Annotated in this window: 28 protein-coding genes; 14 read left to right on the forward strand and 14 right to left on the reverse strand. The window is 71.5% G+C overall.

The features are described 5' to 3' along the window. Positions 1–32: 32 nt before the first annotated feature. Genes ACIA8L_RS44535 through ACIA8L_RS44545 form a run of 3 tightly spaced genes read left to right on the forward strand, consistent with a single transcriptional unit; the run spans position 33 to position 3,518 of the window. Complete coding sequence (locus ACIA8L_RS44535; RefSeq protein WP_395914471.1) at positions 33–1,238, forward strand: hypothetical protein; 1,206 nt, start codon at positions 33–35, stop codon at positions 1,236–1,238. 38 nt (positions 1,239–1,276) lie between these two features. After that, the gene (locus tag ACIA8L_RS44540; protein WP_395914473.1) at positions 1,277–2,782 is read left to right on the forward strand and encodes a VWA domain-containing protein; all 1,506 of its coding nucleotides are present in this window, start codon (positions 1,277–1,279) and stop codon (positions 2,780–2,782) included. Beyond that, positions 2,769–3,518, forward strand: coding sequence for a hypothetical protein (locus tag ACIA8L_RS44545; RefSeq protein WP_395914475.1), 750 nt, complete (start codon positions 2,769–2,771; stop codon positions 3,516–3,518). Before ACIA8L_RS44540 ends, ACIA8L_RS44545 begins: the two co-directional genes overlap by 14 nt. Before the next feature lie 13 nt (positions 3,519–3,531). Here ACIA8L_RS44545 and ACIA8L_RS44550 read toward each other — a convergent pair whose 3' ends face one another. Continuing rightward, on the reverse strand, positions 3,532–4,434 hold the full coding sequence (locus ACIA8L_RS44550) for an oxidoreductase (protein WP_395914476.1): 903 nt from the start codon (positions 4,432–4,434) through the stop codon (positions 3,532–3,534). A gap of 92 nt (positions 4,435–4,526) precedes the next feature. Next, positions 4,527–4,928: a TIGR03618 family F420-dependent PPOX class oxidoreductase gene (locus ACIA8L_RS44555; protein WP_395914477.1), complete on the reverse strand. Its 402-nt coding sequence runs from the start codon at positions 4,926–4,928 to the stop codon at positions 4,527–4,529. A gap of 25 nt (positions 4,929–4,953) precedes the next feature. Here ACIA8L_RS44555 and ACIA8L_RS44560 point away from each other — a divergent pair, with 25 nt between their 5' ends. Beyond that, the gene (locus ACIA8L_RS44560) at positions 4,954–5,505 is read left to right on the forward strand and encodes an exonuclease domain-containing protein (protein ID WP_395914478.1); all 552 of its coding nucleotides are present in this window, start codon (positions 4,954–4,956) and stop codon (positions 5,503–5,505) included. On the opposite strand, the gene ACIA8L_RS44565 is transcribed toward ACIA8L_RS44560, so the two are convergent. Together ACIA8L_RS44565 and ACIA8L_RS44570 are read right to left on the reverse strand one after the other, a co-directional pair. Then, positions 5,493–6,443: a CU044_5270 family protein gene (locus tag ACIA8L_RS44565; protein WP_395914640.1), complete on the reverse strand. Its 951-nt coding sequence runs from the start codon at positions 6,441–6,443 to the stop codon at positions 5,493–5,495. The genes ACIA8L_RS44560 and ACIA8L_RS44565 overlap by 13 nt on opposite strands. A 5-nt stretch (positions 6,444–6,448) precedes the next feature. Beyond that, positions 6,449–7,012 carry an RNA polymerase sigma factor gene (locus ACIA8L_RS44570; protein ID WP_395914480.1) on the reverse strand — a complete coding sequence of 188 codons (564 nt, stop codon included), beginning with the start codon at positions 7,010–7,012 and terminating at the stop codon, positions 6,449–6,451. Between the two features lie 132 nt (positions 7,013–7,144). Here ACIA8L_RS44570 and ACIA8L_RS44575 point away from each other — a divergent pair, with 132 nt between their 5' ends. From ACIA8L_RS44575 to ACIA8L_RS44590, 4 genes are all read left to right on the forward strand, one after another. Further along, positions 7,145–7,399, forward strand: a complete 255-nt coding sequence (locus ACIA8L_RS44575) for a hypothetical protein (protein WP_395914482.1) — start codon at positions 7,145–7,147, stop codon at positions 7,397–7,399. A gap of 11 nt (positions 7,400–7,410) precedes the next feature. Continuing rightward, the gene (locus tag ACIA8L_RS44580; RefSeq protein ID WP_395914483.1) at positions 7,411–7,917 is read left to right on the forward strand and encodes a hypothetical protein; all 507 of its coding nucleotides are present in this window, start codon (positions 7,411–7,413) and stop codon (positions 7,915–7,917) included. Positions 7,918–8,019: 102 nt separating this feature from the next. Further along, entirely contained in the window at positions 8,020–8,313 is a 294-nt protein-coding gene (locus tag ACIA8L_RS44585) for a hypothetical protein (RefSeq protein ID WP_395914484.1), read from the forward strand. 104 nt (positions 8,314–8,417) lie between these two features. Further along, a complete protein-coding gene (locus ACIA8L_RS44590) occupies positions 8,418–9,962 on the forward strand; it encodes an alpha/beta fold hydrolase (protein ID WP_395914486.1) in 1,545 nt (514 codons plus the stop codon). Here the strand turns inward: ACIA8L_RS44590 and ACIA8L_RS44595 are convergent. The 8 genes from ACIA8L_RS44595 to ACIA8L_RS44630 all read right to left on the reverse strand — a co-directional run bounded on the left by ACIA8L_RS44595 (position 9,959) and on the right by ACIA8L_RS44630 (position 17,943). Continuing rightward, positions 9,959–10,651, reverse strand: a complete 693-nt coding sequence (locus tag ACIA8L_RS44595; RefSeq protein WP_395914488.1) for a DUF4097 family beta strand repeat-containing protein — start codon at positions 10,649–10,651, stop codon at positions 9,959–9,961. The two genes, ACIA8L_RS44590 and ACIA8L_RS44595, sit on opposite strands and share 4 nt — an antisense overlap. A 19-nt stretch (positions 10,652–10,670) precedes the next feature. Next, a complete protein-coding gene (locus tag ACIA8L_RS44600) occupies positions 10,671–11,315 on the reverse strand; it encodes a response regulator (protein ID WP_395914490.1) in 645 nt (214 codons plus the stop codon). Continuing rightward, positions 11,303–12,541, reverse strand: coding sequence for a histidine kinase (locus tag ACIA8L_RS44605; protein WP_395914491.1), 1,239 nt, complete (start codon positions 12,539–12,541; stop codon positions 11,303–11,305). The genes ACIA8L_RS44600 and ACIA8L_RS44605 overlap by 13 nt, the downstream gene beginning before the upstream one ends. A 99-nt stretch (positions 12,542–12,640) precedes the next feature. Then, a complete protein-coding gene (locus ACIA8L_RS44610; RefSeq protein ID WP_395914492.1) occupies positions 12,641–13,195 on the reverse strand; it encodes a Uma2 family endonuclease in 555 nt (184 codons plus the stop codon). Between the two features lie 126 nt (positions 13,196–13,321). Continuing rightward, positions 13,322–13,834, reverse strand: coding sequence for a 5-(carboxyamino)imidazole ribonucleotide mutase (gene purE, locus ACIA8L_RS44615; protein WP_395914494.1), 513 nt, complete (start codon positions 13,832–13,834; stop codon positions 13,322–13,324). Then, complete coding sequence (locus ACIA8L_RS44620) at positions 13,831–14,961, reverse strand: 5-(carboxyamino)imidazole ribonucleotide synthase (RefSeq protein ID WP_395914496.1); 1,131 nt, start codon at positions 14,959–14,961, stop codon at positions 13,831–13,833. Before ACIA8L_RS44620 ends, purE begins: the two co-directional genes overlap by 4 nt. A gap of 300 nt (positions 14,962–15,261) precedes the next feature. Continuing rightward, positions 15,262–15,831 (reverse strand): hypothetical protein, encoded by a 570-nt coding sequence (locus ACIA8L_RS44625; protein ID WP_395914498.1) that lies wholly within the window; start codon positions 15,829–15,831, stop codon positions 15,262–15,264. Positions 15,832–15,972: 141 nt separating this feature from the next. Next, complete coding sequence (locus tag ACIA8L_RS44630) at positions 15,973–17,943, reverse strand: thioredoxin domain-containing protein (RefSeq protein ID WP_395914500.1); 1,971 nt, start codon at positions 17,941–17,943, stop codon at positions 15,973–15,975. Between the two features lie 180 nt (positions 17,944–18,123). Here ACIA8L_RS44630 and ACIA8L_RS44635 point away from each other — a divergent pair, with 180 nt between their 5' ends. The 3 genes from ACIA8L_RS44635 (at position 18,124) to ACIA8L_RS44645 (ending at position 20,187) form a co-directional block, all read left to right on the forward strand. Continuing rightward, a complete protein-coding gene (locus ACIA8L_RS44635; RefSeq protein WP_395914502.1) occupies positions 18,124–18,765 on the forward strand; it encodes a hypothetical protein in 642 nt (213 codons plus the stop codon). Between the two features lie 72 nt (positions 18,766–18,837). Then, the gene (locus tag ACIA8L_RS44640; protein ID WP_395914504.1) at positions 18,838–19,479 is read left to right on the forward strand and encodes an acyltransferase; all 642 of its coding nucleotides are present in this window, start codon (positions 18,838–18,840) and stop codon (positions 19,477–19,479) included. Between the two features lie 66 nt (positions 19,480–19,545). Then, complete coding sequence (locus ACIA8L_RS44645; protein ID WP_395914505.1) at positions 19,546–20,187, forward strand: hypothetical protein; 642 nt, start codon at positions 19,546–19,548, stop codon at positions 20,185–20,187. Here ACIA8L_RS44645 and ACIA8L_RS44650 read toward each other — a convergent pair. Next, the gene (locus ACIA8L_RS44650) at positions 20,139–20,867 is read right to left on the reverse strand and encodes a class I SAM-dependent methyltransferase (protein WP_395914506.1); all 729 of its coding nucleotides are present in this window, start codon (positions 20,865–20,867) and stop codon (positions 20,139–20,141) included. The genes ACIA8L_RS44645 and ACIA8L_RS44650 overlap by 49 nt on opposite strands. A gap of 79 nt (positions 20,868–20,946) precedes the next feature. On the opposite strand from ACIA8L_RS44650, the gene trpB reads away from it, so the two are divergent. From trpB to ACIA8L_RS44665, 3 genes are read left to right on the forward strand one after another with little or no spacing between them, the layout of a single operon-like run. After that, positions 20,947–22,143 carry a tryptophan synthase subunit beta gene (gene trpB / locus ACIA8L_RS44655; protein ID WP_395914508.1) on the forward strand — a complete coding sequence of 399 codons (1,197 nt, stop codon included), beginning with the start codon at positions 20,947–20,949 and terminating at the stop codon, positions 22,141–22,143. Next, entirely contained in the window at positions 22,140–22,856 is a 717-nt protein-coding gene (trpA, locus tag ACIA8L_RS44660; protein ID WP_395914510.1) for a tryptophan synthase subunit alpha, read from the forward strand. Before trpB ends, trpA begins: the two co-directional genes overlap by 4 nt. Positions 22,857–22,860: 4 nt before the next feature. Then, entirely contained in the window at positions 22,861–23,586 is a 726-nt protein-coding gene (locus ACIA8L_RS44665) for a GntR family transcriptional regulator (protein ID WP_395914512.1), read from the forward strand. Between the two features lie 417 nt (positions 23,587–24,003). On the opposite strand, the gene ACIA8L_RS44670 is transcribed toward ACIA8L_RS44665, so the two are convergent. Beyond that, on the reverse strand, positions 24,004–24,639 hold the full coding sequence (locus ACIA8L_RS44670; protein WP_395914514.1) for a hypothetical protein: 636 nt from the start codon (positions 24,637–24,639) through the stop codon (positions 24,004–24,006). Positions 24,640–24,956: the final 317 nt, after the last annotated feature.

Genomic DNA, 24,956 nt, shown 5'->3' on the forward strand with positions numbered 1-24,956 from the left:
TGATACCCTCCCAGTCGATTGGAGGGCCTTCGATGGCTGCCGACACCTCGACGCAAGCCGAAGTCCAGCTCGCGGTCCGGCGGCCGCCCGCCGGGTTCTGGCTGCGGCCGCGGTTCCTGTGGTCGTTCGTGCCGTTCGTGCTGGTCTTCGCGGTCGGGCTGGGAGTGCTGGCGCGGGACGGGGACGTGCTGTTGCCGTTCGAGCGGCTCGCGGTCGTCGAAGGCAAGATCGCCTCGAAGGCGGACTTCTTCGAGGATGCCGAGGTGCAGCGGATCCTGCTGCGGCACCACCTGCGGGTGCACTTCACCCAGGGCGGGTCGCGGGATCTGGCCAACACGCCGCTGGACGGGTTCGACTTCGTGTTTCCGTCGGGGCAGCCGGCCGGGGACCTGGTCCTGAGCCGGCTCAAGGACCAGGGGCGCAGCACGACCGTCTACAAGCCTTTCACCAGCCCGATCGTGCTGGGCAGCTACCGCGAGTACGCGGAGGCCCTGCGCGCGGCCGGGCTCGCCACGCCGCTCGACGGGGACGCCGACGGCGAACCGCTGTACTACCGGCTCCAGCTGGACGGCTTCCTGGCCGCGATCGAGAGCCGCAAGCGCTGGAGTGAGCTGGCCGGCGGCAAGGTCGCGAGCAGCAACCGGATCACCGCGTGGTCGCCGGACATCTGCCGGTCGAATTCGGCCGGGACCTACATGGCCCTCGTCGCCTTCGTGCGCAACAAGAACGACGTGCCGCAGAGCGAAGCCGAGGCCGAACGGCTGGCCAACGAGATCAAGCCGCTCGTCGGGGTCTTCGGGCTACCGCAGTCCGACCTGTTCAACTCCTACGTCACGCCCGAGGGCAAGGGCCAGCCGATCGTCGTCGTCTACGAGCACCAGTTCCTCGCGTACCAGGCCCAGTACCACGCCCGCACCCAGACGCTGGACCGCGACCGGGTGCTGCTCTACCCGTCGGTGAACTTCCGGACCGATCCCGTCTACATCCCGCTGTCCCCGGTCGGCGAGCGGCTCGGCCGACTCATCACCACCGACCCGGAGCTGCGCCGGCGGGCGGTCGCGCTCGGCTTCCGCACGCTGACGCCGGACGCCGAGCCCGCCGGGCCGGAGTTCGCCGACTACCTGCGCGGGCAGAGCATCCCCGTCCCGGCCTTCCTGACCGATGTCGGCACGACCGCGCAGCTGCCCCGCCTCGACCTTCTGGAGAAGATGATCGGCATCACCGGGAACTGCTCATGATGAGGGCTCTTCGTGCGGCATTGGCGGCGGTGGTACTGGTGGCGAGCGCGACCGCCTGCACGACCGAGCCGGCTCAGGAAGTACACCTGCGAATTGTGGCTTCTCCAGAGCTGGAAGGGGTCCGGCCGCTGCTGCCGGAAGTGCGGCAGGCCACGGGGGTCGATGTCACGCTCGACGTCCGGGCCGGGCTCGACATGCTGCCGCCGGCCGAACTGGGCCAGCAGTTCGACGCCGCGTGGCTCACGACCGCGGCCTACCAGCAACTGCGGCTGCGCAGCGCCGACCGTCCACTCGCGACACCGACGATGCTGTCGCCGGTCGTCATCGGCGTGCGGCCCAAGGCGGCCGAGGCGCTCCGGGCGGCCGCCGGCGGGGCCGCGCTCACCTGGGCCGACGTCGCGGACGCGGCCGCCAGCGGGGTGCTGCGGATGGGGCTGGCCGACCCCAGCCAGGGCGGCTCCGGGCTGGCCGCGCTCGTCGGCGTGGCGACCGCGGCGGCCGGCACCGGCTCGGCGCTGACCCCGGAGGACGTGACGTGCGACCGGCTGCGCGGGTTCTTCGCCGGCCGCAAGCTGACCGCGCCGACGTTCACGGACCTGGCCAAGGAGTACGTCAAGGGCCAGGACGACCTCGACGCGCTGGTCGGCGAGGAGTCGGCGCTGCTCAAGCTCAACGACAGCGGGGAGCTGAAGGAGAAGCTCGAGCTCGTCTACCCGGCCGACGGCATCATCCAGGCCGACTATCCGCTGCAGCTGCTGAAGCCGGACGCGCGCGCCGCGTATGACAAGGTCGTCGACTGGTTCAAGGGGCCGCAGGGCCAGAAGCGGCTGACCGAGACCACGCTGCGCCGGCCCTTCGACCCGCGGGTCGCCCGCGACCAGCGGCTGGAGCGGCTGGCCGGCACCAACCTGTTCTACCCCGACCAGGTCGAGGTCGTCGACAAGCTGCTCTCCGACTACGCCGACCCCCGGCTGAGCACGCCCGACCACGTCTTCTTCGTGCTCGACTTCTCCGGCTCCATGCGCGGCGAGCGGATCGCGGCGCTGCGGGCCACGTTCGCCGGCCTCAGCGGGGCCGACCGCTCCTCCAGCGGCAAGTTCTTCCGGTTCTACCGCGGCGAACGGTTCACGATCGTGCGCTTCGGCGGCACCGTCCTCGGCGAGCACGACTTCACCGTCGAGGACAAGGGCGACCTCGACGAGCTCGGAGCGTTCATCGCGGGCGACGACTTCGACGACGCGACCGCCGTGTGGTCGGCCCTCGACCACGCCGACACCGCCGCGGCCGCCGCCGCCACCGACCGCTCGGTCGCGGTCGTGCTCATGACCGACGGCCTCAGCAACGCCGGTATGAGCCTCGACGAGTTCCTGAACCGGCACAACGCCGACCCCGCCCGCAAGGTCGTCCCCACCTACGCCATCCGCTACGGCGAGGCCGACGCGGCCGAGCTCGACCGGGCCGCGAAGGCGACCGGCGGCCGGATGGTCGACGCCAACGCCGTGTCCCTCCTCGACGCCTTCAAGGAGATCCGTGGCTGCCATTGACGCGGCGTGGTGGGGCGTCTGGTGGCCGTCGATGCTCCTGTGGGCGGTCACCGCGATCGCGTTCGTCGTCGCGGCCGGCGTCGTGCTCGCCCAGGTCCGCCGCTACCGCGGGTTCCGCCGCCTCGACGTCGCCTTCTACCTCGACGAGGCCGCGATCATGGACGTGTACCAGCAGATGCGCCGCGTCCCGGCCCTGCGCCGGGCGGTCCGTCACGAGATCCGGCGCAGCCGCAAGATCGGCGTCCGCTCCCGGATCCCCGGCGCCCCCATCGGCGCCGACGCCGGCGGCCAGGTCGACGAGACCGTGGTCCGCGACTACGTCGAGCAGGACGAGCCGATCACCGTCGTCGGCCTGATCGTCGACGTGCTCGAGAAGACCAGCAGCGTGGGCCGCATCGACCTGGACCGCCTCACGTTCACCCCGAGCCGCCCGTCGGCCCCGGCCCCGTCCGCGGTCAAGGTCCACCGCGGCCGCGTCCGCCTGCGCGACCTCAAGTCCTGGGTCCTCGTCGACGGCCTCTTCGAACGCGACGGCGCCCGCCCGGCCTTCCACGTCCGCGCCGACGACGACGAACCCGCACCGCCGGCCCGCATCCGGGTCGACTGCGGCCCCGCGACGGGCCTGCGCGGCGGCATCCCCGACGGCCCGTTCCTGGCCCGCTGCCTGGGCCGCGTCCAGGGCTGGGACCGCACCGGCCAGCAGCTCGTGATCGACGCGTTCGCCATCTTCCGTTAGCTGTGAACAGGCGCTAGAGGTATCGGACGCCGGTCAGGTCCTCGGCGGCGGACCACAGGTGGCGGCCCGTCTCCGGGTCGGAGGCTTCGGGGCTGGGGCGGACCTCGGTGCTGGGGCCGCGGAGCTCGCGGAAGCCGGCCGGGCCGAAGAACTGGCCGCCGTGCACGTCCGGGGCGGTGGCCGCGTGGAGCTGGGGCTCGGCACCCTGCTCGACCGGCTGGGTCAGCAGCAGGGCGGTGCGGGACAGGAAACGGCCGAGGGCGCCGCGGTGTTCCCAGGCGCGCGGGGTCAGGTTGGAGCGGGTGATGCCGGGGTGGGCCAGGACGCTGATGATCGGGGAGCCGGCGGCGCGCAGGCGGCGGTCGAGCTCCAGGCCGAAGATGGTCGTGGCGAGCTTGGAGCGGCCGTAGGTGCGGGCGGCGTCGTAGTCGCGGACCGACATCAGGTCGTTGAAGTCGAGGGTCTTGTTCTTGTGGGTGACCGAGCTCAGGTTGACGATCCGGGGCCGGGCGCCGGTGCCGGTGTCGAAGCGGTCCAGCAGGAGGCCGGTGAGCGCGAAGTGCCCGAGGAAGTTGGTGCCGAGGTGCAGCTCGAAGCCGTCCGCCGTCTCGTGCCGCGGGCCGAGCAGGACCAGGCCGGCGTTGTTCACCAGCAGGTCGATCGAGTCGGCGCCGTCGGCGAACTTCCGCACCGACGCCAGCGAGGCCAGGTCCAGCTCCCGCACCTCGACCTGGGCGCTCGGGGCCGCGCGGCGGATCTGCTCGGCCGCGCGACCGCCGGCCGCGGTGTTGCGGACGGCGAGCACGACCCGGGCGCCGTGGCGGGCCAGCTCGGTGGCGGTGACCAGGCCCAGGCCCGAGTTCGCTCCGGTCACGACCGCGGTCCGGCCGACCTGGCCGGGAATCTGGTTCGTCATGACTCGACGCTAGGTTCGCGGCGGGCCGGCTCACTCGTACGCGCCTGCCTAGGACTGTGGCACCCACCTTGCCCGCGGCCCGGTGCCGGTTGTCACCGCTCGCGGGCGGCGGGCGGCCAGACGTGCCACGAGGTGATGTCGATCACCGCGGTCACCCGGGGCCGGTCCCGCACCGCGTATGGCTTGCCCGTGTAGTGCGTGGCGATCCGGTCGATGTCGGCCATGTCCGTGTCGTCGTAGATCTCGGCGACGGTGCCGGTCACGGACAGGTGGGTGTACCAGTCCCCCTGGTCCAGCACGGTCAGGCTCACCCGCGGCTCCTGGCGCAGGTAGGCGAGCCGCTTGCGCCCCGCGTCCATGTTGACGACGATCCGGCCCTGCTCGAAGACATACCAGGTGGCCACGGAGACCGGCTGCCCGTCCGGCCGCACCGTGGCGATGACGGCGGGGTTGGGCTGGGCCAGCAGCTGCTGCAAATTCTCGGGAAGTGTCACGACTACCACCGTACGATGGCCGATCATGGTGCGCCTGCTCAATGTGATTGACGTGGAGGCGACCTGCTGGGACGGGCCGCCGCCGGCCGGGCAGGTCAACGAGATCATCGAGATCGGGGTCTGTGTCGTGGACCTCGATGCGCGGGAGCGGGTCGGGCGGGATCGGATCATGGTGCGGCCGGCCCGGTCGACCGTCAGCGCGTTCTGCACCCGGCTCACCGGGATCACCGCGGCCGAGGTGGCGCGGGGGCTCTCGTTCGGTGACGCCTGTGCGCGGCTGCGGACCGAGCATCACTCGGACTCGCGGCCGTGGGCGAGCTGGGGGGACTACGACCGCAAGCAGTTCGAGCGGCAATGTCACGGGTCCGGGCAGTACCCCTTCAGCTCCCGGCACGTCAACGCGAAGGCCGCCTTCGCCGAGGCGCGCGGGGAGCGCAAACAGGGCATGGCCGGTGCTCTGGGAGCGGCCGGCCTGCCCCTGGAGGGGCGGCACCACAACGGTGCCGATGACGCCTGGAACATCGCGGCACTGGTACTGCACCTCGTGGCCCAGGACCAGTGGGACTACGGCTCCTGACCCACCTGGTCCACGATCGCGACCTTCAGGACCGCCGAGGACGAGAACACGTCGCCCTTGTGCAGGCCGTCGCCCGGCGAGTCGCGGTACATCACCGACCGCACGCCCAGGAACGCGTGGCTCTCCTTGTCGAAGATCAGCTCGGTGCGCATGCCCTGGACCTCGTCCAGCGCCACCGCCACCCCGTGCCGGCCGGCCTGGTCGGTGACGTCGCCGACGACGTCCACGCCCGGGATCTTGGCGACCGCGTCGAAGACGGCGGCGAGGGCGGCCGGGGACAGGTAGGCCTCACGGATCAGGTCGGCGGCCGTGGTGAACGCCTGCTGGTCTTCGGGGTTGCCGCCGGCGGCGTGCTCGTAGAGGTACTTGCGCATCGCGTCGGTGGCGGTCGGCAGGTCGCGCAGGTACGCGCGCAGCGGCCGGCACGCCGTCGTCTCGCTCTTACCGCCCTTCGACTGGGTCTGCTGCCCGTCGCGGCAGCCGGGCACCGCGGTCCCGGCGTCGCCGTTGCGGATCAGGCCGTCCCGCGTGCCGTCCACCGACATCCAGACGCTGCGGTGCTGGGTCTCGAGCTTGGCCCCCCCGGGCCCGATCGCCACACCGGAGCTGAGCGACTCGACGTAGACGAACTGGTCCTCGCGCACGGTGACGTCCGGATGGCTGCGGGCCTCCGCGGCCGCGCCGTGCAGCACCTCCGACGCCGAGGCGGAGGCGGCCGGGCGCTGACCGAAGTCGACGACCTGGACCGCGAGGAGGCCGGCGGTGACCGCGGCGGCCAGGCCACCGGCGAGGGCGAACCGGCGCTTCCACGGGCTGCGCGCGGGCGCCGCGACCGCAGTTCCAGCCGCGGCCGCGCGCAGCGCACGGTGCCGGAGCCGGGCCGGCGGCTCGGGCGTCGGCGGGTCCAGGGCCGCGCCGAGCGAGTGCAGCAGGTGCATGTCGTTCACAGCATCTCCCTGTCGAGGCCGGCGGCGCCGAGCGCCGCGCGGATCTGTTTGCGGGCCCGGTGCAGCCGGGAGCGCACGGTCCCCGGCCGGATGCCGAGCGTCTCGGCGACCTCCTCATGGCCGCAGTCGCCCCACGCGATGAGCAGGAGCACGTCGCGGTCGCCCCGCGACAGCCGGGCCAGCGCACCGGCGAGGGGGCCGTGCAGGGCCTGGGCGCTCACGGCGGCGTCGACGCGGTCGGCGAAGCCGGGCTGGACATCGTCGGCGCCGGCCCGGGCGAGCGCGCGGTAGCGGGCGTTCTCGGCCCGGTGCCGGTGGGCCAGTTCGCGGGTCAGGATCCCGAAGAGCCAGGGCCGCGCGCTGGGCCGGTCGGTGTCGTAGCGGTGGCGGCGCTGGAAGGCCGCCAGGAACGTCTCGGCCACGGCGTCCTCGGCCAGCGCGGGGCCGATCCGGCGGCTGGCATACCGGTAGAGCTGCGCGGCGTACCGGTCGTAGAGCACCGCGAACTGCCGCGGGTCGCGCAGGGCGGCCGCGTCGTCCACGCCGACGTCGAAGGTCATCACCACGGTCCCATCCGACTTCCTCCCGTTGTAGCGGATGTGGTGTCGACCATGTCTCTGCGCGAGCCCGGGTTTGCGTTCTCGCCGGCGCCGCGGGCACAACCGTTTGCCGGTTTTCTCCGTTTATATGCCGTGATCCTCCGCTGGACATACCGCGCTCTCGTCGCCGCCACGGCCGTGGGCTCCGCACTCGCGTTCGGCACCGCGGCCGCCGCCCCGCCCGGTGCGGTCCCGGCGCACGACCCGGCCCGGGCCGTGAGCACCGTGGTCGTCGCCGGTGTCACCGCCGTGACCCTGCTGCTCCTGCTGGCCAGCGCCGTCCTGGCCGTGGCCCCGCGGCTGCGCCGGCTGGTCCGGGTCTTCAACGCCCGCCGGTCGGTCCGCTAGTTTCTGCGGGTGTGACCGGCACCCGGCTCCTGATCCTGACGGCGCTCCTGCTCGCGGGCTGCGCTGCCCCGGCCGCCCCGGCCACGCCGGCCACGGCGAGCACCTGCCCCACGGCCGACGACCGGCTCTCGCAGGTGCTGCACGACGCGCTGGCCAAGGCGTACCCCGATGCGACGATCACGGGGGCGAACCGCTGCGACGACCCGTGGCGGCTGCGCTACGCCGGCAGCGGCGCACTGGAGGCGTACCTCCTCGTCCGGGACGCCGCCGGCACCCGGCCGCTCAACGTCCGGCTCAAGACGATGCCGCCCGGCGACGGCCGCCCCGAGAGCGCGGTCGAGCACCCGTTCACCGGCGCGACCGACCTGGACGTGAAGGTGGTCCGGGCCGACGGCACGGGTGTCCATATCTGGATCGCCAACTTCGACGATACAAGTCTGACCCGCCCCGACCTGAGCACCGACGTGAATGCGCTGGTCGAAGTCGCGCAGTGGCCGGGGCTGACGTTCGCACCGTGAAAAGCCCGGAAAGGTCAGGCTTTTCGAACCTCACACAGTGACCCCACGCAGCGATGTCGTAGCGGTAGAGTGACCGCGACAACCGGACGGTGAGGGGGATCGATGTCCGATTACTCGGCGGTCGGCGGGGTCGAGTCATACGAGTGGAACCGGCGGGACAGCGCGCGCTACGACGCCGCGCAGGAGGCCATCGAAGAGGCCATCGCCTGTTACACCCGCCTGCACAACCGGGCCGTCACCTCCGGCAACGCCGCCGAGGCCGACCGGCTGCGAAGCGAGCAATACGCCTGTGTCACCGAGCAGAAGCTGCTGCGACCCGGCGACACGGTGGCAGTGGGCCGGGTCCTGAGCGAATACCCGGCGCTCATCGCCTGGCTGCGCGACCGAATCGGTTGAACGACCGAATCGGTTGAGCGCTTGAACAGATCCATCGGCGTACATACTTCGGATACCTCGCACGGCCGACGCGGATAGCACCGCTAGCCCAGCACCTTGGGCCCATGATGCAATCCAACCGCTGGACCGCGTCCGCCGCCCTGGTCGGGGCCGTGGGCGCGCTGCTCGCGGCGTCGCCCGCGGCGGCCGGGCGTCCGGGCCCCGCCGTGGACTGGAAACCGTGCCCCGCATATTCGGACGCGGCGATCAAGGCGATGGCCACGCCGGACAAGTTCGACCGGTTCAAGGCGCTGCTGGCCCGGCTCGAGTGCGGTACCGTCACCGTCCCTCTCGACTATCACGACCCGCGCGGCCGCCAGATCACGGTCGCGCTGACCCGGCTGCCTGCCACCGACCGCGCCCACCGCATCGGCAGCCTGGCCCTCAACCCGGGCGGACCGGGTGGCAGCGGCTATCTCATGCCGATCCAGCTGTCCCTGGAGAGCGACACCGACGCCGCCCTCAACGCCCGGTATGACCTGATCGGCTTCGACCCGCGCGGCGTCGGCTACAGCACCAAGGTCGACTGCCCGCCGCCGGCGCAGCGCCCGGAGCGCCCGGTCGGCACCCTTTCCAAAGCTCAGGCGCAGCAGTGGTACTCCACTGAGGTCGCCGAAACCGCGGCCTGCGGCAACTACGACCCGGCGTTCCTGAGCCGGATCACGACCGCGAACGTCGCCCGGGACCTGGACGGCATCCGCGCCGCCCTCGGCGATCGCGGGCTGAACTTCCTCGGCGTCTCCTGGGGCACGTGGCTCGGCGTGGTGTACCGGACACTGTTCCCGCACACCGTCGAGCGCATGTTCCTCGACAGTGTCGCGATCCCGCGCTTCGACATCCCCGCCTTCACCGCCGGCCGGGCGGACGCGGCCGAACGCAACGCCGGCCGGTTCGCCGACTGGCTGGCCGCCCGCGACTCGACGTACCACCTGGGCGCCACGGGGGCGCAGGTCAGTACGGCGATCGCCGCGCTCGGCCGGGACTTCGACGCCGACCCGCGGCAGTTCACCGACCTGCCGCGGGTGCTGGACGGCTCCCTGATCGCGCAGGCCGCCACGGCCCGCCACACGGACTGGGCAGTGGCCGGGACGATCCTCGACGAGCTGCGGACCGCGACCGGTCCGACGGCCCCGCCGACGCTCAAGCAGGTGCTCGGCGGCGACGACAGCGGCGGCGGCGAGCCGGGCCCGCCACCGGCCGACCTGCCGGAGGGCAACAACCGGACGATGAACAAGGCGGCTTTCTGCAACGAGGACAGCGCCCGGCTCGGGTTCGAAGCGGCGTGGGAGCAGTACCAGCGACGCTTGGCTTCTCATCCCATGACGGGCCGCACCGATCCGTTCTCCGCGGGCTGCGCGGGCTGGCCACTGCCGGCTCAGCCGTTCCGCATCGGTCCGGGCGGTGGCAACCTGGTCCTGTCCGGACATCGCTGGGAGACCCCCTCCGCCTACGAGTGGACGCCGCAGACCCAGGCGATCACCGGCGGCCGGGTGTACACAGTGGACGATGATGTGCACGGCTCCGTCCTGCGCGAGCCCGCCTGCGCCGCGGACGTGCTGCGGTTCTTCAACACCGGCCGCATCGACAGCGGCTGCCCCGGTGTCGTTTAGCTGTACCTGATGCGGACGTCGCCGGTGCTCGTCCGCGCGGTCACCGTCGACGTCGCCGCGGAGTCCTCCGTCACTTGAATGTCGCGCTCGCCCTGCTGGGTGTCTGCCGAAACGTGGTAGGCGCCGGGGGCGAGCGCGACCGTGACGTCTCCGGCCTCGGCCGCCGCCGTCACGCTGCGCGGCCGCTCGGCGAAGGCCAGCTGCACGTCACCGGAGTCGATGTGCACGTCGACGTCGCCCGCCCGCAGCCCCTCGCCCCGGATCGTCCCGGTCGCGGCCCGCAGCTTGAGCGCACCCGTCACCCCTTGGGCCCGCAGCTCCCCCGCGTCGGCCCGCACGTCGACGGCGACCCCGTCCGGCACCGTGATGGTCAGTGATGCCGTGCAGTGCCCGTCGAACCGCGTGCCCGCGCACCCGCCCCGGATCGTGAGCGTGTCGCCGCTGACGGACTCGCTGAGTGCCGGCGTCCGCAGCGTCGTCCAGGCGAGCCGCTGCTCGACAGTGACACCACCGGTCCCCGGACTCAGCGTCACGTTGCCGTCCCCGATGTCGACGACGATCTTGTGCAGCGCGTCATATGCGGCCGATCCGGTGTGTACCCGCTCCGGCTGCACGAGCCGCCATACGACGACGCCGGCGATGAGCAGTACCACCGCGCTGATCGCGGCCGCGGAGATTCGCCATGCCATTGGTGTTCGCCACCTCTCTTCACGAATTCTGGAGGTACTGCAAAACGGCCAGCACGCGCCGATGGTCGTTGTCGACGAGGCCGATGCCGAGCTTGGTGAAGATGCTGTTGACGTGCTTGGCCACGGCACTGGTCGTGATGACCAGCCCGGCGGCGATCCCGGAGTTGGACCGCCCTTCCGCCATGAGCTTGAGCACCTGCGTCTCGCGCGGCGTGAGCCGCTCCAGCGGGGCCCCGCGGTGCCGCACGAGCAGCTGCGCGACGACCTCGGGGTCGAGCGCCGTGGCGCCGTCACGCACCCGCCGCAGCGTTTCGACGAACTCGTCGACGTCGGCGACGCGGTCCTTGAGCAGGTATCCGACCCGCCCGTCGGGCCGGGAGAGCAGCTCGGTGGCGTAGCGTTCCTCGACGTACTGCGAGAGCACCACGACCGCCACCTCCGGCCGGCTCGCCCGGATCTCCAGCGCCGCCCGCAGCCCTTCGTCGGAGAACGAGGGCGGCATCCGCACGTCGACGACGATGAGGTCGGGCCGCTCCCGCTCGACCGCGACGAGCAGCTGCTCCCCGTCGCCGACCGCGTCCGCGACGACCATCCCGTATGCGGTGAGCAGCCGCGCCAGCCCGTCGCGGAGCAGCACGGAGTCCTCGGCGATCACGACGCGCACGGCAGCTCCACGGAGATCGTGGTGGGCCCGCCGACCGGGCTGTCCACCGAGAGGGTCCCGTCGACAGAGGCGACCCGCTGCGCGAGCCCGCTCCCGTCCCCGATCCGCGCGCCGCCCCGCCCGTCATCCCGGACCACCACGTGCAGCCGGTCCCCACGGAGCCGGACGATCACGAGCACCCGCCCCGCCTCGGCGTGCTTGGCCACATTGGACAGTGCCTCGGCGACGACGAAGTACGCGACCGCTTCAACGGCGGCCGGCGCCCGCTGCGCAAGTTCGACATCAAGCTTGGCCGGTACGGGCGATCGCGCGACGATTCCGGAGAGCGCGGCGTCGAGCCCCCGGTCGTCGAGCACGGCCGGGTGCAGCCCGCGGACGATGCCCCGAAGCTCGGCCAGGGCTTGCTTGGCGTCGTCGTGCGACCGCCCGAGCGCCTCCCGAAGCTCGGCCGGCGCCTCCGGAAACGCGACCCGCGCCATCCCCAGGTTCATCGCGAGGGCCACCAGCCGCTGCTGCATCCCGTCGTGCAGGTCCCGCTCGATCCGCCGCCGCTCAGCATCGGCCGCAGCCACCAGGTCCGCCCGGCTCCGCTCAACCTCGGCCAGCCGCCGCCGCAACGCCTCCTGGGCGCCGGCCCCGAGCAGCCGTTGCGCCACGGTCAGGTCGACGGCGGCCACGCTCCGCGCGACGAGCGGCGCCGCGAACACCAGCACCACCCCGACGAGGACCAACCCGACCCGCCCGCTGATCCCGCCGCCGTTCGTCCCGCCGGCCGCGCCGCTGATCCCGGCGAAGACCAGCACCGCGCCACCGGCCCACGCCACCGCCACCGCCACCGCCCCGACCCCGCCGACGATGAGCGCGAACAGGTGATAGGCCGCCTGCCGCCAGGTCCCCTCATCCCGCAGCCCGGCCCACAGTCCGAGCCCCGACCGCTGCTCGCGGACGATGCGCTCTCCGAGCAGCGCCTCGAACCGCCCCCGTTGCAACGCCCCGAACCCGTGCACACAGGCCACGAACGCGACCAGCGTCCCGACCGCGAACACGACCGTCACCGACAACACCGCGCTGAGCACGGCGAGAGTCAGCAGGACGGTCCCGGCCCCGACCCCGATGACACCCCCGGTCAGCACGTGAACGGTAACCCGCCACGAAACCGCGGACCAGGGTGTGTACACCCCGATCCAGCCCCGAACGGGCCCGCGCAGCCAAGCCGAAATCGTCACACGTAGAAGGTAGAAACCAACCCCGGCCCGAGGCCAGGCCACAGGTATCCGCTTTCGACCTGTACCTGGATACACCCCGGCGCCGGGCCGGGGGACAGATCAGCCGAGGTGGTCGGCCGGCGCGGTCTGGAGGAGCCACGCGAGGGGCATCTTCGCGCCGACCTCGTATGCGCCGCTCCCCCCGAGGCGGTAGAGCGTCACGGTCTGTGCGGTGTCGCGGTCCACCACCCAGTAGCGGGGAATGCCGGCCAGCGCGTACTCGCGCCGCTTCGTGTATTCGTCCATGGCCTCGGAGCCCGGCGACACGATCTCGATGACCAGCAGGAGCCCGGCCAGGTCGAGCCAGACACCGCGCGCCTTCGGCCCGTCCCATACGGCCATGTCGGGAATCCGCCCGCCGTCGCGCTCACTGCCCGGAATCCGAATTCCAGCGGCTTGCATCAGTTGCTCAGCCGGCCAACCGGCCATGCCTAGCCAAAGCATCAGCCGGGTCGCGATGACGGCGTGGTCAGAATCGGGCGGGGGCGTGACCGACAAGACTCCTTCGGGACTGGTCTCATACCGGTGCCCGTACGTGTCGGCCGCGATCATGGCAGCCAGGTCGTCCAGCCCAACAACTGCAGGCATGTGCATACCAACGGCCTCCGCGCTCATGTCCTCATCGTGTCGGCCACACCGGCCCACGAAGGAACAGCGACGGTGAACGACATTGTCCCCTCGGCTCACGCAGCGTATTCCGCTCGCGGCCGAGGGGATGCCCCGTCGTGGTGACGGCCGTGACTATTCCGAGGCCACGAGGGACGCGGAGAGGGCGGCGTCTTTTTCGGCGACCATGGCGCGCAGGGACTCCTGGAAGTCGCGGACCTTCGCCAGCAGGGTCGGGTCGGTGGCGGCCAGGATGCGGACGGCGAGCAGGCCGGCGTTGCGGGCGCCGCCGATCGAGACGGTGGCGACCGGGATACCGGCCGGCATCTGGACGATCGACATCAGGGAGTCGAGACCGTCGAGATACTTCAGTGGTACCGGTACGCCGATCACGGGCAGTGGCGTCGCCGAGGCCACCATGCCCGGCAGGTGGGCGGCACCGCCGGCGCCGGCGATGATGACCTTCAGGCCGCGGGCGACGGCGTCACCGGCGTAGTCGAGCATCAGGTGGGGGGTGCGGTGCGCGGAGACGACGCGGACCTCGTGCCCGACGCCGAACTCGTCCAGGGCCTCCGCCGCGAGCCGCATGACCGGCCAGTCGGAGTCGCTGCCCATGATGACGCCGACCTCGATCGCTGGCGCGCTCAATGCTGGTACCCCTCCTCGAGAATGCGGGCGGCCCGGCGGGCTCGCCTGCGGCAGTCGTCGAAATCGTCGCCCAGGACCGTGACGTGCCCGATCTTGCGGCCGGGGCGGACCTGCTTGCCGTACAAGTGGACCTTGGCTCCTGGCTCTTCCGCAAAGAGATGATGCAGGCGCTCGTCGATGGACATGCCGCCGGGTTCGCCGCCGAGGACGTTGGCCATGACGACGACGGGGGCGGTAAGGCGGGTGTCGCCCATCGGGTAGTCCAGGACGGCCCGCAGGTGCTGCTCGAACTGTGATGTGCGGGCGCCCTCGATCGTCCAGTGGGCCGAGTTGTGCGGGCGCATCGCGAGCTCGTTGATGAGCAGGCGGCCGTCGGTCGTCTCGAAGAGCTCGACCGCGAGGACCCCGACCACACCGAGCTCGGTGGCGATGTCGATGGCGAGGCGCTGCGCCGCGATCGCTGAGTCCTCGTCCAAATTCGGAGCGGGCGCCAGTACCTCCACGCAGATGCCGTTCTCCTGGACGGTCTCGACGACGGGGTACGCCGCGACCTGCCCCAGCGGCGACCGCGCGACCACGGCCGCCAGCTCCCGTTTGAGCGGCACGAGCTGCTCGGCGATGACCTCGACCCCGGGCGGCACGTCGGCCATGGAGTTGGCGACGAACACGCCGCGCCCGTCGTACCCGCCGGTGGCCGTCTTCACGATGATCGGCCAGCCGACCTCGTCCCCGAACGCCTCGACGTCCCGGTCGGTCCAGCGCGGCATCGGCAACCCGAGCCCGCCGAGGTGCTCGCGCATGGCCCGCTTGTTCTGGGCGTACTGCAGCGCGTCGGCCCCGGGCAGCAGGTTGAGCCCCTCGCCGGCGAGCTGCCGGATGAGCTCCCCGGGCACGTGCTCGTGGTCGAATGTCACCACGTCGCAGCCCTTCGCGAACGCCCGCAGCGCGTCGACGTCGTCGTGCCGGCCGATCTGCACGTCGGCGGCGACGAGCGCGGCGCCGTCCTCGGGTGAGACGGCGAGCACGCGCAGTGACTGGCCGAGGGCGATGGCGGCCTGGTGGGTCATCCGGGCCAGCTGCCCTCCGCCCACCATGCCGACGACGGGGAGTCCGGTTCGGGTGTCCATAGGCTGGCCAGCCTATCGTCCCGGCTCGGGCCGATTGCGGTGGCCGATATGTCGGGCGCTGGCGCGCCGCGACATATCGGATTTATACCCTGACCCCGGATTTGTCGTATTCGCGCGGAAAGTGCCAACCGATACGATGAGCGCCGCGCGCCTTCCGGATATGTCCGACTTACCCGGATCGGCGCGCGGCGCCGTCACTTCGGGCGCCGCCGTCGCGGACGCCATCGGACGCCGCCGTCGCGGACGCCATCGGACGCCGTCACCGCGGACGCGGCCGTGAGCAGCGCCGTTTGTTACGGGCTAGACCGCCGGCCCACGCTTGCGCAGCTCGTCCACCGACTCCATCGCCGACCGCAGCTCGGTCAGCCACGTATCCGCGTGCTGCCCGACCAGGGCCACGCACCACGCCAGAGCCTCGGACCGCGACCGCGCCACGCCCGAGTCGACAAGCGTGTCGAGCACCTGCCGCTCGGCCTGCCGGAGCCGGGTCATCACCGGCGCCGAGTGCGTGGTGAACAGTTCGCGGGTCTCGCCGACCTGGACGCCCCAGGCGACCTTCCGGCGGTACCGCCGCTCGAGCTGCTGTGCGATCCCGATCCGCTGGTCGCGGGTGGTCTCCCGGAAGCCGGCGATCCGGCCCTGTTCGGCGGCGGCCTTGTCGGCGTCGGACGCGTCCTCGGCCAGGTTCGGCGCGCTCAGGCGGCCCACGATCAGGATCTCGTCGCGGTCAATGCTTACTTCGGCCGGACCCTGGAACCAGGTCTCCGGCAGGGCCCCGCCGATCCAGGCGGTGGCGTCATCGGCCGGCGGGGGCTCGCTGCGCGGCCCACCGCCACGTCCCCAGGGAACGTCTCCTCGTCGCATCATCATGATTACACGATTACACCGTTGCACGAGCAAACCAAGACAGCCTTCCTACGCCCCCAGCGAAATGCCAAGGAACCCCAGAAAATAGTGATATGTCCGAAATATCCGGGAGGAACGAGCCGGATATTTCGTGACCCGGCGCTTTTAAGCCAGCTTCGCGACCAGATCCTCGAGCGCGGTGACGGGAGCGTCGCAGACGAAGCCGCGGCACACGTACGCCGTCGCGGCGCCGTTTCTGAGGGGGCGGCTTTCGAGCAGGGGGACGCCTGGGCGGTCTGGCTCGCCCGCGACCACCACGGCGCCGGGCGGGGCGTGCCACCACGCGGCCGCTACCAACGGATCGGACGGATCGGTTGTCGCGATCGCGATCTCGAACGGGCCTGAGTACAGGGCTTCGCCCGCGGCCGCCGCGTAACCCGTGAACCGGCCGTGCGTCGCCGCCACCGCCGCGACCGTGGCCAGGGCCAGCTGGGCGGCCTCGCGGTAGGCGGTGTCCGCGGTGAGCGCCGAGTAGGTCACCAGGGCCGCCGAGACCGCCGACAGGCCGGACGGCGTCGCGTTGTCGGTGATGTCGGCGGGGCGGGCGACCAGGGCTTCGGCGTCGTCGGCGGTGTCGAAGAAGCCGCCCGAGTCGGGGTCGCGGAAGTGGGTCAGGGCTACGTCCAGCAACTGTTTGGCCAAGGTGAGCCAGCGGCCGTCGCCGGTTGCCTGGTGTACCGCGCAGAAGGCCTCCGCCACCGCGCCGTAATCCTCGAGCACGCCGGCCGGCTCGCCGACGACACCGTCGCGGGAGACGCGGCGCAGGCGGCCGTCGACCAGGTGCGTGCCGGCCAGGAACTCCGCGGTCTCGACGGCCAGCGCGATCGCGTCCTCGTCGTTGTACGCCTTGCCGAACTCGACCAGCGCCGTGATCGCGAGACCGTTCCAGGCGGCGACGACCTTGCCGTCGCGGGCCGGCTGGGGGCGGGTCGCGCGGGCGGCCAGGAGGCGGGTGCGCACACCCTCCCAGCGTTCGACGTTGGCGGGGTCCTCGGGCAGTTGCAGTACCGATGCGCCGTGCTCGAACGTGCCCTCGGGCGTGACCTGCAGCAGGTAGCGCGCCCACGTCCCGTCGATCTCGCCGAGGACCTCGTCGAGCTGGGCGGGCGTCCACACGTACGTGAGGCCCTCCTCGCCGTCGGCGTCGGCGTCGAGCGCGGAGATGAAGCCGTGCCCGTCGTGCAGCTCCTGGCCGAGGAACGCCACGATCTCCCGGGCCACCCGGCGGCCGGTGCCGCTGCCGGCGATCCGGTCGAGGTGCGTGTACACGCGCAGGAGCATCGCGTTGTCGTAGAGCATCTTCTCGAAGTGGGGCACGGTCCAGGTGCCGTCGACGGCGTATCGGGCGAAGCCGCCGGCGAGCTGGTCGTACATGCCGCCGCGGGCCATCCGCTCGCACGTGTGCCCCACCGCTTCGAGGATGGCCTCGTCGCGCGTGCGCTGGTAGTGCCGCAGCAGGAACAGCAGCGCCATGTGCGGCGGGAACTTGGGCGCCCCGCCGAAGCCGCCGTGCTCGGCGTCGTAGGACTTCATGAGGGTGGCGGCGGCTCGTTGCAGTACCAAATCATCCATGGGGTTTGATGGGGGACGCTCGGCGACCTTGCGCACCGCGTCCACCACGGCCGAGCTTTGCTGCAGCACCGCGTCGCGCTGATCGCGCCAGGCCGCCGCGACCGCCTCGACCAGGCGCACGAACGCGTCCCGCGGGAAGTAGGTCCCGCAGTAGAACGGCTCGCCGTCGGGCGTCGCGAACACCGTCATCGGCCAGCCGCCCTGCCCGGTCATGGCCTGCGTGGCGGTCATGTACACGGCGTCGACGTCGGGCCGCTCCTCCCGGTCGACCTTGATCGGCACGGTGAGCGTGTTGACGACCCCCGCGACTCCTTCGTGCTCGAACGACTCGTGGGCCATGACGTGACACCAGTGACACGCCGCATAGCCGACCGAGATCAGCACCGGCACGTCCCGCCGCCGCGCCTCCTCGAACGCCTCCGGCGACCACTGCCACCAGTCGACCGGGTTGTCCTTGTGCTGCTGCAGGTAGGGCGAGGTCGCCCCGGCGAGACGGTTGGCCATGCGAGTCAGGCTACCCATCCAAAGCGCCATCGACCCGGGTTGACACAGTGTGGCCATAGGGCCCATATTGATGAGCATCCGGAAAGGACAAAACCCCGGCGGCTTGCCCTCGCGGGCAGAGGCGGACCGGGGTCTTCGAAACGAACTATAGCGGACTTTCACGACGAGCGGGAGCAGGGCGTGCAGGTAGCAGACCTGGTGGTGCTCGAACAGCGCCTCTCACCCGAACGCCTCGGTCCATACCGGGGCGCGCGGGGTGGTGACCTGCGAGCGGCACTGGCGCTCTACCGGTGGAACGCGGAAGTCTCGGCCGCGCTGGCGGCGACCATCGGGCACGTCGAGGTGCTGTTGCGCAACGCCCTGCACGACGAGCTCGAGGCATGGTCGGCCAGTGCGTTCGGCGAACGCCGCTGGTTCCTCGACCCGGGTGGCGTGCTGTCCGTCGAGGCCCTCAACGACATCGTCAAAGCAAGGGCCCGGGCCACACGGGATGGGCGGGCAGAGTCGGCCGGGCGCGTTGTCGCGGAGCTCAATCTGGGTTTCTGGCGATTCCTCCTCGCCCGCCAATACGACCGCGGGCTCTGGGTTCCATGCCTGCACAAGGCGTTTGCACGGCAGCGGCGAGCCACCGTCTACCAGGCGATCACCGTGTTGCACGAGGCACGCAACCGGATGGCCCACCACGAACCGATGTTCAATCGCCCGCTGGACGGCCTGTATCGAACCTCGCTCCAGGTGGCCGAGTGGATCTGCCCCACGAGCCGGCGCTGGATCGAGGAGGGGAGCCACGTCCCCGCCGCGCTCGCCGGCCGTCCTTCCTGAACCGAACTACCCAGACCGGATGAGTACATGTACGGATGAGCGCGACCCCGCCCGGCCCGCACGCTCAAAGGCATGCGAAACCGCTATGTCGACCTGCTGCGCGTGGTCTCGCTCGGCGTTGTGATCGTCGGGCATTGGCTGATGGTCGTCGTCGAGCCCACCGCCACCGGGGTCCGGGCGACCAACGCGCTGGCCCTGCTGCCTGGGCTGCCGATGGTGACCTGGGTGCTCCAGGTGATGCCGGTGTTCTTCCTGGTCGGCGGGTTTTCGCACGCTGCCGCGCTGGATTCGGTGCGACGGCGCGGTGGTGGTTACGCGGATTTTGTACGGTCGCGGGCCGGTCGACTCCTGCGGCCCACGGCGGTCTTCGTGGTGTGCTGGCTCGCGGCCGCGCTGGCGCTGGAGGCGACCGGGCATGATCGCGGTCTGCTGCGGCTGGCGCTGCGGACGGTGGCGCAGCCGTTGTGGTTCCTGGGGGTGTACCTCGGGATCGTCGCCCTGGCCCCGCCCCTGCACCGGCTGCACCGCGCGCTCGCGGGCCGGGCGTGGCTCGTGCCGGCCGGGTTCGGGCTGGCCGCGGCGCTCGTCGACGGGCTGCGGTTCGCGGCGCAGACGCCGATGGTCGCGTACCTCAATGTCGCGTTCGTCTGGCTGGCAGTACACCAGCTGGGGTTTCTTCATGCCGACGCCCGGCTGGGGCACCGGTCGGCGTAGATTCTGGCCGGGGCGGGGCTGGCCGGCACCGTCGCGCTGACGGCCGCGGGGCCCTATCCGGTGTCGATGGTCGGCCTGCCCGGCGCCCGCGTGTCGAACATGTCGCCGCCGACTCTCGCGCTGCTCGCCCACGCCCTCTGGCTGGTCGGGCTGGTCCTGCTGCTGCGCGGGCCGGCCACCCGCTGGCTGGAGCGGCCGCGGGTGTGGGCGGCGGTGGTCCGGGCCAACGGGGCGGCGATGACCGCGTTCCTGTGGCACCTCACGGTCCTGTTCGTGGTGCTCGGGGTGCTGCTCGCGCTCGGCGTCGCCGGCCCGCCGGTCGGCTCGGCCGCGTGGTGGCTACTCCGTCCACTGTGGATCGCGTTGCTGGCGTTGCCGACCGCGGCCGTCGTCGTGGCATTGCGGTGGGCCGATCGGCCGCGGCGGGCTTCGATCGGCGGCCCCAAGCGGCCGGGTACGGTCGCCGCGATCGGTGGTGCCGTGCTGTGCACGCTCGGGGTGCTGGGGCTGTCGGCGGTCGGGTTCGGCGGGATTCTGGCCGGGCGGACCGCCAAGCTCGTCGTGCTGGACGTGACGCCGATGTCGGCCGTCACCGCGCTGGGCGTCGGGGGCCTGCTGCTGCTCCTTTCACGAGGCCCGCAGCACGAGCAGGTCGAGTTTCACGAGGCCCGCAGCACGAGCAGGTCGAGCGCGTCGATGACGGGCTGAGCCGGGTCGGCGGCGCGCAGCCGGGCCAAACCGCGCGCATAGGCGTCGTCGTCGATCAGCATCAGGGGCGTGTGCGCGGCCCGGTCGAAGGTTTCCAGGAGGGCGCCGAGCGTCGGTGCGGTCACCTGCGGCACGGGTTCCAGGGCGATTGTCGTGAATCCATTGGTACCGAAGGAAGCCGAAACATTCGCCGCCGAGGGGTATCGGGCGTCGAGGGCGGCCGCGGCCTCCGGGAAGTAGCGGAAGAGCGAGATGCCGTCGAGGCGGCCCGCGAAGGCCGAGCGGATCAGCACGAGGCCGCCGGGGCGCAGGACGCGGCGGATCTCGGCGGCCGCCGCCGGCAGGTCGGGGATGTGGTGGACGACGGTGGAGAGCCAGACCAGATCCACGAAATCGGACTTCAACGGGATATTTCCAGCATCGCCGGCCAGCAGCGTCTCGTCCCCCGCGGCGTCTCGCATGGCCGCGGACGGCTCGACGCCGATGACGTTCACTCCGAACCACCGGCGGAACGCCGCTGCCCAGTGACCCGTCCCGGCACCGAGATCGAGCAAGCGCCTGGTCGAATCGGGCACGTACTGCCCAACCCGCGCCCGCCAAGCGGCCAGCCCGTCGTCGGCCAGATGCCGCCCAGCCGCGAACGCCGCCGCCGCCCGCGCGTCGTAATCGATGATCGCCACCGAAACAGTCTGGACAGCCGCGCCCGTTCATGCCACAGTTCTAGAACAGTCAACAGTTCTAGAACTGTAGGAGGCAATCATGCCTGAGCTGCTGATCCGTCCGCGCCGGGACGTCGTGCCAGGGCCGCTCATGGGCGATCCGGGTGCGGCCGGGCGGTTCGGTGAGTACGGCGGGCGGTACATCCCGGAGTCGCTGGTCGAGGCGTGTCGCGAGGTCGAGGAGGCGTTCCGCGACGCGTGGGCCGACCCCGCGTTCCGGGGCGGGCTCGACCGTCTGCTCGCGACGTACGTCGGCCGCCCGACCCCGCTCACCCCCGCCCTGCGCCTCTCCGCCGAGCTCGGCCTCACCGTGCTGCTCAAGCGCGAGGACCTGACCCACACCGGCTCGCACAAAATCAACAACGTGCTCGGCCAGGCGATGCTGGCCAAGCGCATGGGCCGGACCCGCCTGATCGCCGAAACCGGCGCGGGCCAGCACGGCGTGGCCACGGCAACGGCGGCCGCGCTGTTCGGCCTGCGGGCGACGGTGTTCATGGGCGCGAAGGACATCGAGCGCCAGGAGCTCAACGTCTTCCGCATGCGCATGCTCGGCGCCGAGATCGTCCCGGTGCACGGCGGCGCGCAGACGCTGAAAGACGCGACCAGCGAGGCGATGCGGCACTGGGTCGGCGCGGCCGACACGGCCCATTACTGCATGGGCTCGGTGCTCGGGCCCGCACCGTACCCCTGGATGGTCCGCGAATTTCAACGGGTGATCGGTGACGAGGCCCGCCGTCAGTGTGCCACCGAGCTGCGCACCGCGGTCCCCGACTACGTCGTCGCCTGTGTGGGTGGCGGCTCCAACGCGGCCGGGACGTTCGCCGGCTTCGTCGACACCCCGGCCCGCCTGATCGGCGTGGAGGCCGACGGTGGAGCCGGTGCGAGCAAAGGCCATTTGGGGGTACTGCATGGAGTCCGCTCAATGTTCCTGCAGGACGACCACGGCCAGGTGGCCGAGGCGCACTCCATCGCCGCCGGCCTGGACTACCCCGGCATCGGGCCGGAGCACGTGCACCTGCGGGACCTGGGCCGCGCCCGCTACACCACCGTCACCGACGACGAAGTGGTGGCCGCGGCGCTGCGCCTGGCCCGCACCGAGGGCATCATCGCCGCGCTGGAGTCGGCGCACGCCCTGGCCTGGATCATGCGCGGCGAGCTCCCGCCCGGTTCGACGGTGCTGGTGACCCTGTCCGGCCGCGGCGACAAGGACCTCGGATCGCTGCAGGGGGCGCTGTGAAACTGCTGATGCCGTACATCACGGCGGGCATCACGCCCGACTGGACCGCCTACCTGCCGGCCTTCGCGGCCGCCGGCGCCGACTACATCGAGGTCGGCCTGCCGTTCTCCGACCCGACACTGGACGGCACGACGATCCAGGAGGCCACGGCCGTCGCCCTGGCCCGCGGGGCGACCCTGGACCGGATTTTGACAGACCTGGAAGCCATTTCTTCGCCGGTACCGCTCGTGGCCTCGACCTACGCCAACCTCGTCATCCGGGCCGGGGCGCCCGAGTTCTGCGCGCGGCTGCGCAAGGCTGGATTCACCGCGCTCATCGTCCCGGACCTGCCGCTGGAGGAGTGCGCGGAGGTGGCCGAGCACATCGACCTGGTCCTGCTGGCCGCGCCGGCGACGCCCGACGCCCGCCTGGCCGAGATCGCGAGCCGGAGCCGCCATTTCGTCTACGCCGTCACCGTCATGGGCACCACCGGCGAACGCACCGAACTGTCCGCGTCCGCCGCGACCTTGGCCGCTCGCCTCAAGCAGCGGACGGACCTGCCAGTATTGCTAGGATTCGGCATCTCGACACCGGAGCAGGCGGCCGCGGCGGCCGGTTTGGCGGACGGCGTGGTGGTCGGCGCGGCCCTGATGCGCCGGATCCTGGACGGCGCCACCCCCGACCAGGCCGGCGCCTACGTCCGGTCGTTGAGGACGGCGATGTCAGGAGGATGAGCCCGTGCCCCGCGACGGCGAACCACGCTACCGCAGCATCGCCGCCGACCTGGCCGGCAAGATCCGCACCGGCGTCTACGCCCCGGGCGAAGCCCTCCCGCCCCAGCGCGACCTCAGCACCACATACGGCGTGACACTGATGACCCTCCGCCAGGCCCTGCGGGAGCTGAGCGACGAGGGCCTGATCGTCCAACAGCCCGGCCGCGGCACGTTCGTCTCCCCACCGCACCTGGCGTACCGCCTGGGCTCCCTGCGAAGCCTCACCGACGACCTGCGCGACCAGGGCTTCGAGGTCCAGACGACGGTGATCTCGGCCAGCTCGGCCACTTCCCCGACGTTCGGCGAGGGCGCACTACGCCTGGAGCGGGTCCGCAGCTTCGCCGGCCGCCCATCGATCCACCAGATTTCCTGGGTCCCACCCGAGTTCGCCAGGCGCCTGTCGGACGTGAACTTCGAGACGACCCCCCTGTACACCGCGCTGTCGGCGGCCGGCATCCCGGTAGCCAGGGCCACCGAAACCATCAGCCCCGCCCTGCTCGACAACGCCTCCCGCCACTACCTCCCAGAGCCTCCAAATACGCCAGTCTTCGTCAGCACCAGGCTGACGTACACAGTGGACGACTCGCTGGTGGTCGAGGACCGCGCGGTGATCCTGGGCACCGCAATGCAAATCCGAGCCGAACGAGCCGCGACCGCCCTGTCAATGACCTGGTCCAGCACCACCCCGTAAAACGCACCCACGCCCACGCCCGCACGCGCACCCGAAACCACGCCCACGCCCGCACGCGCCCACGCCCCCGCACCCACGCCAACAGCCGCCGTCCGCCACCACGGGAGCCCTCGCACACCGACCGCCGGTGGCAACGCGTGGGCGATCGCAGCCTTTCAAGCCGCACCACCCCCGTTGAGACGCGCCCACACGTTCGGCATTACCCATGAAGCGACTCGTCCGACCTCACCACTGCCGTCTCGTTGGGCTCACCTTCAGCCAAGCTCTGATTCCCAGTGGCCGACCAGACCGCTCCCTTCTAGACATGCCCACGCAACGACTCGTCATACGTCACCCCCGGCGCCCCGTTGAGCACCCCTCTAGCCGAGCGCCGAGCCCCAGCGACCCAACCACGCCGCCCAAGCCGCACCGACACCTCTAAACGTGCCCACGCAACGACTCGTCATACGTCACCCCCGGCGCCCCGTTGAGCACCCCTCTAGCCGAGCGCTGAAACGCAGTGGCCTGACTACGCCGCTTGAGCTGCACCACCACTTCGCCACACCCGTCGACGCCGCCAAGCCGCGCCATAGCCCCACCCGGCAGCAGCGCCACCGCGTCCGGCTGCCCGGAAGGCCGCGCGGCCACCCCGACCACCGTTCCCGCAACCCCGCGCCCGCCCCGGGTAAGGGTGACCCGCTCCCCGAGTCTCAGCCCCCGCCCGTCAACCGCAAGCAGCTCGGCGTCACTCTGAACCGCCCGCCCTTGCACAAGCGCGGCCCGCTGCAGCCCCGCACTCTTGGTCGCCGTCAGCACGGTCACCTGACTCAGGTTCAGCCGCCCGGTGGCGATCCCGACGTCGTACAGCGTGTCGTCGCACTCGAGGGCCTCGACTTCCGGCAGCGCCGCGAGCCGCTGGACCTGCTGCGGTGTGAACCGCCCGACGAGCCGCACATCGGCCCCGCCCGGCAGGTCAGCGAACCGCTCGCTCCCCCCGACCCGATCGACCACCACGAACGCCCCGACAGCAGCGACCGCGAACCCGACCACCCCGGCAATCCCCCGCCTGCTCACACTCGGTGACGCTAAGCCAACAAACCCCCAATCCCCGCGCACTACCGCGGTGTGTCGCCCTACTCCCAGCCGGGTCGGCCGAGGTCCAATCGAGATACGTCAACACCGCCACCACCCACCGACCCCGCCGACACAACCCCCGCCAACAACCCAAGCTCCACGAACACCACGTCGAATGAGCCGCCCTACTCCCCCGCGGGGTTGGCCGAAGTCCGATCGAGGTACGTCAACACCGCCACCACCCACCGACCCCGCCGACACAACCCCCGCCAACAACCCAAGCTCCACGAACACCACGTCGAATGAGCCGCCCTACT

Source organism: Dactylosporangium sp. NPDC051541 (assembly GCF_044454505.1).
Taxonomy (GTDB): Bacteria; Actinomycetota; Actinomycetes; order Mycobacteriales; family Micromonosporaceae; genus Dactylosporangium.